General features: G+C 67.6%; 10 protein-coding genes. 5 read left to right on the top strand and 5 right to left on the bottom strand.

Annotation, left to right across the window (positions count from 1 at the left end):
• Positions 1-269: 269 nt before the first annotated feature.
• Positions 270-872 carry a helix-turn-helix domain-containing protein gene (locus FG99_RS18220; RefSeq protein WP_051879041.1) on the bottom strand — a complete coding sequence of 201 codons (603 nt, stop codon included), beginning with the start codon at positions 870-872 and terminating at the stop codon, positions 270-272.
• 50 nt (positions 873-922) lie between these two features.
• Between FG99_RS18220 and rhtA the strand changes: the two genes are divergently transcribed.
• Positions 923-1,810 (top strand): threonine/homoserine exporter RhtA, encoded by an 888-nt coding sequence (gene rhtA / locus FG99_RS18215; RefSeq protein WP_043271732.1) that lies wholly within the window; start codon positions 923-925, stop codon positions 1,808-1,810.
• Here the strand turns inward: rhtA and FG99_RS18210 are convergent, their stop codons facing one another.
• The 3 genes from FG99_RS18210 to FG99_RS18200 form a co-directional block, all read right to left on the bottom strand.
• The gene (locus FG99_RS18210) at positions 1,811-2,710 is read right to left on the bottom strand and encodes a LysR family transcriptional regulator (RefSeq protein WP_043271731.1); all 900 of its coding nucleotides are present in this window, start codon (positions 2,708-2,710) and stop codon (positions 1,811-1,813) included.
• A gap of 528 nt (positions 2,711-3,238) precedes the next feature.
• On the bottom strand, positions 3,239-4,042 hold the full coding sequence (gene dkgB, locus FG99_RS18205) for a 2,5-didehydrogluconate reductase DkgB (protein WP_043271730.1): 804 nt from the start codon (positions 4,040-4,042) through the stop codon (positions 3,239-3,241).
• A gap of 467 nt (positions 4,043-4,509) precedes the next feature.
• Positions 4,510-5,976, bottom strand: a complete 1,467-nt coding sequence (locus FG99_RS18200) for a high affinity choline transporter 1 (protein ID WP_043271729.1) — start codon at positions 5,974-5,976, stop codon at positions 4,510-4,512.
• 460 nt (positions 5,977-6,436) lie between these two features.
• Between FG99_RS18200 and FG99_RS18195 the strand changes: the two genes are divergently transcribed.
• A complete protein-coding gene (locus FG99_RS18195; RefSeq protein WP_043271728.1) occupies positions 6,437-7,321 on the top strand; it encodes a Dyp-type peroxidase in 885 nt (294 codons plus the stop codon).
• 16 nt (positions 7,322-7,337) lie between these two features.
• On the opposite strand, the gene FG99_RS32510 is transcribed toward FG99_RS18195, so the two are convergent.
• Entirely contained in the window at positions 7,338-7,502 is a 165-nt protein-coding gene (locus FG99_RS32510) for a hypothetical protein (RefSeq protein ID WP_167361018.1), read from the bottom strand.
• A 190-nt stretch (positions 7,503-7,692) separates the two neighbouring features.
• On the opposite strand from FG99_RS32510, the gene FG99_RS18190 reads away from it, so the two are divergent.
• The 3 genes from FG99_RS18190 to ilvA all read left to right on the top strand — a co-directional run bounded on the left by FG99_RS18190 (position 7,693) and on the right by ilvA (position 9,929).
• Positions 7,693-8,055: a VOC family protein gene (locus FG99_RS18190; RefSeq protein ID WP_043271727.1), complete on the top strand. Its 363-nt coding sequence runs from the start codon at positions 7,693-7,695 to the stop codon at positions 8,053-8,055.
• Positions 8,056-8,241: 186 nt separating this feature from the next.
• The gene (locus FG99_RS32170; protein WP_156060087.1) at positions 8,242-8,403 is read left to right on the top strand and encodes a hypothetical protein; all 162 of its coding nucleotides are present in this window, start codon (positions 8,242-8,244) and stop codon (positions 8,401-8,403) included.
• A gap of 11 nt (positions 8,404-8,414) precedes the next feature.
• Positions 8,415-9,929 carry a threonine ammonia-lyase, biosynthetic gene (gene ilvA / locus FG99_RS18185; protein WP_043272208.1) on the top strand — a complete coding sequence of 505 codons (1,515 nt, stop codon included), beginning with the start codon at positions 8,415-8,417 and terminating at the stop codon, positions 9,927-9,929.
• The last annotated feature ends 104 nt before the right edge of the window (positions 9,930-10,033 follow it).

Below are 10,033 nucleotides of genomic sequence, written 5' to 3'. Positions count from 1 at the left end.
TGGCTGGGGATTGCAGGTGCTGGGTTTGAGAGCGCCCTCTCCCTAACCCTCTCCCTGAAGGGAGAGGGGACCGTTGGGCAGAAACGTGTATTACGGAGTCAGCCGGCAGTTCCAGGGCTTCCGGCTAAAACAATTGTCGACACTGGCACGGACTAGCCCCCTCTCCCTTCAGGGAGAGGGCTGGGGAGAGGGTTGCGGAGCCAACCCAATACGCCATAACCGCCAGTGAGCGCCGTTCGCGAGCAAGCTCGCTCCTACGAAAAGCCCCCTCAATTCACCACATTGCGCACAAAACGCAGCAACCCATCCCCCAGGTTCCGATAGGAAAACCGCTGGTTGCTCTTGAACACATGGAACCCCCCGCTGGCCACCTCCCAACGCTGGTCGCCAATCTCCAGCGTCAGGTGCCCCTCGATGACGTAAACCATGTCATACCACCCCTCGGCATCGGGCTCTGCGTCATAGCTGTCGCCCGGCGCCAGGGCCCAGTGCCACAGCTCGGCCTGGCCGCGGGCCGGGGTGCTGGCCAGCAGGGTGCCGCGGCTCTCGGCCTGGCGGCCGGCCCAGGCCACCACGTCGACCCGCGAGAGGTCGCCGGTCTGCGGGGCGCGCACCAGGTCGGCGAAGGTCACCGAGAGGGCCGCGGCGATGCGGTCGAGGGTGGCCAGGCTGACGTTGGTGTCGCCGCCTTCGATGCCGACCAGCATGCGCCGGCTGACGCCGCTGGCCTTGGCCAGGGCGTCCTGGCTCAGGCCCGCGGCGCGGCGCAGGGTCTTGACGTTGTCGGCGACGTGGACGAGCACGCTGGGGCGTTCGTTGGTGTTGGGCAATATATTGCTCATTCGACCGATTTTGCGCATTATGTTGCGCATAAGCATACGCCAGGTCCCTGGCTGCATTTCAACCTTTTCGGTCTGCCTCCATGCCGCGTTCCCGTTTCGCCACGCTGTTCTTCCCGGTCGCCGTGCTGCTCGTCTCCATGGCCTCGATCCAGGGCGGGGCGGCCCTGGCCAAGAGCCTGTTCCCGGTGCTCGGCGCCCAGGGCGTGACGGCCATGCGCCTGCTGTTCGCGGCGATCATCCTGCTCGCCGTGCTGCGCCCCTGGCGCAAGCCCGTCGCGCGCAGTTCCTGGGGGCCGCTGCTGGCCTACGGCATCACCCTGGGCGGCATGAACCTGATGTTCTACATGGCCCTGCGCACGATTCCGCTGGGCGTCGGCGTGGCCCTGGAGTTCACCGGGCCGCTGGCGGTGGCGCTGTACTTCTCGCGCAAGCCCATCGACTTCCTGTGGATCGCCATCGCCGTGTGCGGCCTCTGGCTGCTGCTGCCCATCGGCGAGCTGGGCCATGGCGTCGACCCGCTGGGCGCCGCGCTAGCCCTGGGCGCGGGTGCCTGCTGGGCGATGTACATTCTGTTCGGCCAGCGCGCCGGCAACGACCACGGCACCCAGACGGCGGCCATGGGCGTGACCATCGCGGCGATATGCATCTTCCCCGTGGGCCTGGTGCATTCCGGCGCCGCGCTGTTCGACCTGCAGCTGATCCCGGCGCTGCTGGGCGTGGCGGTGCTCTCCAGCGCCTTGCCCTACACCCTCGAGATGATCGCCCTGACGCGCCTGCCGGCGCGCACCTTCGGCACCCTGATGAGCATCGAGCCGGCTTTCGCCGCGCTGTCCGGCCTGGTGTTCCTCGGTGAGCAGCTGACCGTGCTGCAGTGGCTGGCCATCGCCGCGATCATGCTCGCCTCGGTGGGCACCACCCTGACCAGCCAGCCGAAGCAGCCCGCCGCGAGCGTGGTGGCGGCGGACTGATCAGCCGCCGAGGGTGGTCGCCAGCCGTTCCTGGATGAAGTCCAGGAAGCACTGGATGCGCAGGGCCAGCTGCGAGTTGCGGTAGTACACCGCGTTGATCGGCTGGCGCTGCTCGCGCACCAGTTCCGGCAGCACCTTGACCAGGCGCCCGGCGGCGATGTCGTGGCAGGTCATGAAACCCGCCAGGCAGACGATGCCCTGGCCGGCCAGGGCCAGCTGGCGCAGCGTCTCGCCGCTGGAGGCGGAAAGGTCGGGGGTGATCGCCAGGCTTTCCCCGCCGGCATGGGGCAGTGGCCAGACGTTCAGGCTTTCCGGCTGGGTGAAGCCGAGCAGGCTGTGCCGGGCCAGGTCTTCCACGCTCTGCGGCGCGCCGTGCTTTTCCAGGTAGGCCGGGCTGGCCAGCAGGTTCAGCCGGCTGCTGCCCAGGGGCCGGGCGTGCAGCGTCGAATCGCTGAGGGTGCCGATGCGGATGGCGACGTCGGTGCTCTGTTCCAGCAGGTCGATGTTCAGGTCGTTGGTGTTCAGCTGCAGCTCGATGTCCGGGTACTGCGCGCGGAAGGCGTCGATGTGCGGCACCACGGCGTGCAGCATGAAGGGCGAGGCGGCGTTGATCCGCAGGCGCCCGGCCGGCCGTTGTTGGCGCAGCGCCAGGCGTTCTTCCAGCTCGTCCATCCGCGCCAGGATGTGCCGCGCGCTGTCTAGGAAGAAGCGGCCCTCCTCGGTGAGCTTCATGCGTCGCGTGGTGCGGTTGAGCAGGGTGGTGCCGAGCTTGTCCTCCAGGCGCGCCAGGGTGCGGCTGACGGCCGAGGCGGTGAGGCCCAGCTGCTCGGCGGCGGCGGTGATGGAGCCGCTGTCGATGACGGTGGTGAAGGTGCGGAGTTCGTCGGATTGGACTTTCATCGGGGCCCTGTCGGTGGCTGCTTCTAGCTCGCGAATGGTGTTTGCCGGTGGGGGTGGTGCATGGGGTTGATTCCGTTCCCTCTCCCCAGCCCTCGGCTGCGCGCCCCGCCCTGAAGGGCGAGGGGGCTTGTCCGTGCCGAGAGAAGGGATGGTTTCAGCTGGAAACCTTCGGTGTTGCCGGCTAACGCCAGAACACCCAGCTCTGCCCAACGGTCCCCTCTCCCTTCAGGGAGAGGGTTAGGGAGAGGGCGCTCCCAAATCCAGCACCTGCATTCCCGGTGAACTCTGTTCGCGAGCAAACTCGCTCCTACAAGTAAAGCCGCCCCTCAAAACGTCCCCGGATAAGCCCCGCCATCCAGCAACAGATTCTGCCCGGGCATGGGCACTGCAGACAAAGGCACGCAGCGCACCTCGATGCCCGGCGCGTGCTGGCGCAGTTCCGCGGCGGTGGCTTCCAGCGCCTCGGCGCCGCGAAAGTGGCGGCCACGACATTTACCCGCGCCGTGGCCGCAGCGCAAGCCGCCGGCTTCAGTCCCAGGCCGGGGCCAGGCTGGCCGGGCTGGTGATGCGCTCGTTGCGCTCCAGGGCGGCGATGGCGGCCATGTCCGCCTCGCTCAGGCGCAACTCGCGGGCGGCGAGGTTGCTCGCCAGGTTGGCGCGCTGGGTGGAGGAGGGGATCACCGCGTAGCCCAGCTGCATGGCCCAGGCCAGCACCACCTGCGCCGGGGTGGCGCCGTGGCGCTGGGCGATCTCGCCGATCACCGCGTCGCCCAGCACCTTGCCGTAGCCCAGCGTCATGTAGGAGGTGATGCGGATGCCGTGGCGCTCGGCGAACCCGGCGACCTTGCGGTTCTGCAGGTAGGGGTGCAGCTCCACCTGGTTGGTGGCGATCTCGCCGGCGCCGACCGCGTCGATAGCCTGCTGCATCAGCGCCAGGGTGAAGTTGGACACGCCGATCTCGCGGGCCAGGCCACGGGCCTTGGCCTCGGCCAGGGCCGCCATGTATTCGGCGACCGGCACCGCGCCGCCCGGCGAGGGCCAATGGATCAGGCAGAGGTCGACGTAGTCGGTCTTCAGCTTGTGCAGGCTTTCTTCCAGGCTGGGGATCAGCCGCTCGCGGGAGAGATTCTCGGTCCAGATCTTGGTGGTCAGGTACAGCTCGCCGCGCGGCACGCCGCTGGCCGCCACGGCCTGGCCGACCTCGGCCTCGTTGCCGTAGATCTGCGCGGTGTCGATGGCGCGGTAGCCCAGCTCCAGGGCGGTGGATACCGAGTCGATGACCACCTGGTCCTTGAGGCGGAAGGTGCCGAGGCCGAGGGCGGGAATGCTCATGGGAAGCTCCTGTGGGGGATGGGTTGCACTGGAGCTTAGTATCCGGGGATGCACTGCTGAGAAAAACGCGGGCAGCAGCAAAGGATATTTGCCGTGGAATCACGAATGCTTGGAGCGGGCAATTGCTCCACTCACATGGCGGAAGGCGCACCGTCGTAGGATGGCGTTGAGCGAAGCGATACCCATCATCGCCGCTACAGGGAAATGGTGCGGGTGGGGCGGAGCGGATCTCATCCGCGAATCGCGCCGGGACGTCCGGCTATCGCGGACAAGGTCCTACGGTTCCAGGAAGCACGGCTTTTCGTAGGATGGCGTTGAGCGAAGCGATACCCATCACCACGGCAGCATGGGTATCGCAAGCTCAACCCATCCTACGAAGAGCATCTCGGCGCAAGACAGTTGCTCCTACGAAGAGCGCGCAAAAGAAAAGCCCCGCCAAGGCGGGGCTCTTCCATGTAGCGCGAGGCTCAGTTGCCAGCGGCAGCTGCTGCGGCCTGCTCGGTCAGCGTCTCGGTGTGGTCGCCGTGGTTCTTGCTGAGCTGCGGGGCCAGGGAGCCGATGATCATGCCGAAGGCGCTACAGATCAGGCCCACCAATTGCGGCGGCCAGAAGTCGCCTTCCTGGTGGCCCATCTCCAGCGAGATCCAGCCGATCAGCCCGCAGGCGATGGCGGTCAGGGCGCCCTGGGTGGTGGCGCGCTTCCAGAACAGGCCGAAGAACAGCGGCACCACGGCGGCGACCAGGGTCACCTTGTACGCGTTGCCGACCATCTCGTAGATGCTGGCATTGGAGTAGAAGGCGAACAGGCAGGTGGCGATGGTCATGGCCAGCACGCTGGCGCGCATCAGCTTCAGCGCCTGGTGGTCGTTCAGGTGCGGCAGCATGGGCTTGAGGATGTTCTCGGTGAGGGTCACCGACGGGGCCAGCAGGGCGCCGGAGGCCGAGGACATGATCGCCGAGAGCAGGGCGCCGAAGAACATGATCTGGGCGAACATCGGGGTGCGCTCCATGATCAGGTGCGGGAGGATTTGCTGGGCGTCCTCGTTCAGCCAGTGCTTGACCATCTGCGGGTCGATCATCGACGCGGCGTAGGTCAGGAAGATCGGCAGCATGCAGAACACCAGGTAGCAGGCGGCGCCGGTCATGGTGGCGCGCGAGGCGATCTTCTCGGTCTTGGCCGACATCACCCGGGCGTACACGTCCTGCTGCGGGATGGAGCCGAACATCATGGTCACCGCCGCGCCGAGGAAGGCGACTATGTCCTTGGCCGAGGTGCCCTGCAGGAAGTGGAACTTGCCTTCGGCCGCGGCGTGGCTGATCACCACCTGCGGGCCGCCGGCCATGTCGCCGATCAGCCAGACCAGGTAGCACAGGCCGCAGACGATGATGATCATCTGCAGGAAGTCGGTCAGGGCCACCGACCACATGCCGCCGAACAGGGTGTGCAGCAGCACGATCACGGTGCCGATGAGCATGCCCTGGGTGGTGGTGATGGCGCCGTCGGAGAGCACGCTGAAGCATACGCCGAGCGCGGTCAGCTGGGCGGCTACCCAACCCATGTAGGAGATGATGATCACCAGGCTGGTGAAGATTTCCACGTGCTGGCCGAAGCGCTTGCGGAAGAAGTCACCGATGGTCATCAGGTTCAGGCGGTACAGCGGGCGGGCGAAGACCAGGCCCACCAGCATCAGGCAGCCGAAGGAACCGAAGGGGTCTTCGATGATCCCGGCGAAGCCTTCCTGGAGGAAGGTGGCGGGAATGCCCAGAACGGCCTCGGAGCCGAACCAGGTGGCGAACACCATGGTCACGACCAGGGGGAAGGACATGCTGCGGCCGGCCGCTGCGTAGTCCGAGGAGTTGTGCACGCGGGTCGCGGCGTAGAAGCCGACGATGACCGTAATCAGCAGGTAGATCCCGACAAACCAGATCAGCATTTGTTCGTTCTTTCCATTGGCTGGCCAGGTGCGCTTGGCGGGTAGGGGAGGCGCAGACTGGCGGTTTTTGTTTTTGGACTTGGCGGCCCCGGCGGGTGCCGGGCCCGGTCGGCAGGAGGGACTGCCGGCCGGAACGCAACGGGCGAGCAGTCTGCCAAAGACGTAAAATATGTCAAACAATTACAGAGCGATTGAATGAAAAAAATGACAGGCGAGCAGGCTTGATTCGTTCAACTGTTTGATTTAGTGCGGTTGAGCTGCGCCGATAGTCAGAAATATTTGACAGTAGGTGTTCGATAAGAACAACGCGGGTGCCGGCGCCGGGCTGACCTGCAAGGCGTTTCGTGACCGCTGCGTCCGGCCTGCCCGGCATGGGCAGAAGCGCCGCAGCGGGCGCCGCGCATTGACGCGGAGCCGCCGCCAGCCAGTAGAATCGCGCCTTTTCGCCCAAGGACGCCCCATGAGCCTCTACCAGCCCGGCATTCTCGCCACCCCGGTTCCCGCCCAGGCCCGCCACCTGTTCTTCGACCTGCAGGCCACGGAACACCTGCCGGCCGCCCTCGACCGCCTGCTGCAGCTGGCCGACGGCGAAAGCGCGGTGGTCGGCTTCGGCGAATCTCTGGTGCGTGTGCTGGGCCGCCAGGTCGAGGGGCTGCGCGAGTTCCCGGCGCTGTCCGGCGCCGGCGTCGACAACCCGTCCACCCAGCACGCCCTGTGGGTGTGGCTGCGCGGCGAGGACCGCGGCGACCTGCTGCTGCGCACCCATGCGCTGGCGCGCGAACTGGCGCCGGCGTTGACGCTGGTAGAGCAGGTCGAGGCCTTCCGCCACGGCGCCGGCCTGGACCTGACCGGCTACGAGGACGGCACCGAGAACCCGCAGGATGAAGACGCGGTGGATGCGGCGGTCGTCGCTGGCGCCGGCGCCGGCCTGGACGGCGGCAGCTTCGCCGCCATCCAGCAGTGGCGCCACCAGTTGCAGGCCTTCGCCGCGCTGCCCCAGGCCGAGCAGGACGACATCATCGGCCGGCGCAAGAGCGACAACGAGGAACTGGACGAGGCGCCCGAGTCCGCACACGTCAAGCGCACCGCCCAGGAGAGCTTCGAGCCCGAGGCCTTCGTGGTGCGCCGCTCGATGCCCTGGACCGCAGGCGCCGAGGCCGGGCTGATGTTCCTGGCCTTCGGCCGCAGCCTGGACGCCTTCGAGGCGCAGCTGCGGCGCATGAGCGGCCTGGAAGACGGCATCGTCGACGCCCTGTACCGCTTCAGCCGCCCGCTGACCGGTGGCTATTACTGGTGCCCGCCGCGCCGTGACGGCCTGCTCGATGTGAGCGCGCTGCTCGGCTGAGGCGGGGCGGGCGCTTTCAGCGGCTGAGGTGGATGCGCATCTGCGTATAGCCGTTGACGAAGCGCCCGGTGCTGCCGAAGGCCGCATAGCGGAAGGCCCGGTGCATGGCGGTGAGGCCGCTGCAATGCAGGTTGCGCAGCTTGCGGTAGGCGGTCTGGTAGCGGTGAAGGAAGTTCTGCACGAAGGACGTCTCCCTGTTCGCGGTTGGGCGATCCCTGCATCGAGCGGTATCGACAGTATGGCCAGGCCTGGGACTTCTGCCGGTTTGCCTGCATGGCGATGGGGCTGTTGCCGGCGATTTCCTGGCCTATCCTGGAAAGACCGTCGAAGATCGCCACTGTTCCCCGGCGAATTGAAAAATGGAGTAGGCCATGGCTGTCAGACGCCTGGTCGCCAACCTGGCCGTGGACGATCCGGCGGCGCTGGCGGCCTTCTACCGGCAGGTATTCGAACTGGACCTGCTGATGGACCACGGTTGGATTCTCACCCTGGGCAGCGAGGGCCGCGCCCGTGCGCAGTTCTCCCTGGCCAGCGAGGGCGGCGGGGGCGCCCCGGTGCCGGCGCTGTCGGTGGAGGTGGACGACCTGGAGGCCGTGTTGCAGCGGGCCCGCGAGGCCGGCGCGGCAATCCTCTTCGGGCCGCGGGACGAGCCCTGGGGCGTTCGCCGCTTCTTCCTGCGCGACCCGGCCGGGCACATCGTCAACGTCCTGGTCCACCTCGACGCCGACGCTTGACGGCCGCCCCCGGCTTCGCCTAAGTTGGCCGGCATGACCCGCACAACCCTGAACTTCGGCCGAATCATTATTACCGCCATTACGCAATTGGCGGGTTAGCCGACGTCCACCGAACCCGCCCTGGAGGCGGGTTTTTTCTGACTGTCTCCCGGGCCCCGTGAAAATGCCCAGCAGGAGACAGGCCCAATGAGCCCCCACCGCGTCACCCAGGCCATCGAACAGGCGGATCGGTTGATCAACGCCCGGCAGTTCGAGCCCCTCATGGATTCCCATACCGATGACGCCTGCGGCGCCGACCTGCTCGACAGCCTGCCGGCCGGCGGCCGAACCCGGGAGGCGCGCGCATGAGCCAGGACGCGCTGCTCAAGGAATACGTGCGCAAGATCCTCGCCGCGCCGGTCTACGACGTGGCCATCGAAACCCCGCTGCAAGCGGCCCGGCAGCTCTCCGAGCGCCTGGGCTGCCAGGTGCTGCTCAAGCGCGAGGACCTGCAGCCGGTGTTCTCCTTCAAGATCCGCGGCGCCTACAACAAGCTGGCGCAACTGAGCACCGCGGAGCGTTCGCGCGGGGTGATCGCCGCCTCCGCCGGCAACCATGCCCAGGGCCTGGCGCTGGCGGCGAAGGAACTGGGCGTGAGCGCGACCATCGTCATGCCGCGCACCACGCCGGAGCTGAAGGTGCAGGGCGTGCTCTCCCGCGGCGGCAAGGTGCTGCTGCACGGCGACGCCTTCCCCGAGGCCCTGGCCCACGCCCTGCAACTGGCCGAGGTCCACGGCTACACCTTCGTGCCGCCCTACGACGACCCGGACGTGATCGCAGGGCAAGGCACCGTGGCCATGGAAATCCTCCGCCAGCACCCCGGGCGCCTGGACGCCATCTTCGTGCCGGTGGGCGGCGGCAGCCTGGTCGCCGGCATCGCCGCCTATGTGAAATACCTGCGCCCGGAAGTGAAGGTCATTGGCGTCGAGCCGGACGATTCCAACTGCCTGCAGGCCGCGCTGGCCGCCGGCGAGCGCGTGGTGCTGCCACAGGTGGGCCTGTTCGCCGACGGCGTGGCGGTGGCGCAGATAGGCGCGCACAACTTCGAGGTGTGCCGCCATTACGTGGACGAGGTGATCACCGTCAGCAGCGACGAAATCTGCGCGGCGATCAAGGACATCTACGACGACACCCGCTCCATCACCGAGCCCGCCGGCGCCCTGGCCGTGGCCGGGATCAAGAAGTACGTCGAGCGCGACGACGCGGCGGGGCAGACCCTGGTGGCCATCGATTCGGGCGCCAACATCAACTTCGACCGCCTGCGCCACGTCGCCGAGCGCGCCGAACTGGGCGAGAAGCGCGAGGCCATCCTGGCGGTGACCATCCCCGAGCGCCCGGGCAGCTTCAAGGCCTTCTGCGAGGCGGTGGGCAAGCGCCAGATCACCGAGTTCAACTACCGCTACGACCGCAGCGAGGAAGCGCAGATCTTCGTCGGCATCCAGACCCACCCGCAGAACGACCCGCGCCCGGCGCTGGTGGAGCAACTGCGCGAGCGGGGCTTCCCGGTGCTGGACCTGACCGACAACGAGGCCGCCAAGCTGCACATCCGCCACATGGTCGGCGGCCGCGCGCCGCAGGTGGAGCAGGAGCGGCTGTTCCGCTTCGAATTCCCCGAGCGGCCGGGGGCGCTGTTCAACTTCCTCGAACGTCTCGGCGGGCGCTGGAACATCAGCCTGTTCCACTACCGCAACCACGGCGCCGCCGACGGCCGCGTGCTGGCCGGCCTGCAGGTGCCCGAGCACGAGCGCGACGAGCTGGTCGCGGTGCTCGACGCCATCGGCTACCGCTACTGGGACGAGAGCGAGAACCCGGCGTACCGGCTGTTCATCGGCTAGGGCAGGGCAGTGGACTGGCGAACTTCGCCGCGATTGGCTATTGGGCCCGCCTCGGGGCCGGCGTAGCTTGGGGGGCAACAGCCCTTCAACCCGCTGGGCCCCTG

This window comes from Pseudomonas sp. AAC (assembly GCF_000725445.1).
Taxonomy (GTDB): domain Bacteria; phylum Pseudomonadota; class Gammaproteobacteria; order Pseudomonadales; family Pseudomonadaceae; genus Pseudomonas; species Pseudomonas citronellolis.
Note: the sequence above shows the minus strand (reverse complement) of the source record. Positions and strands in the feature narration are given on the sequence as shown.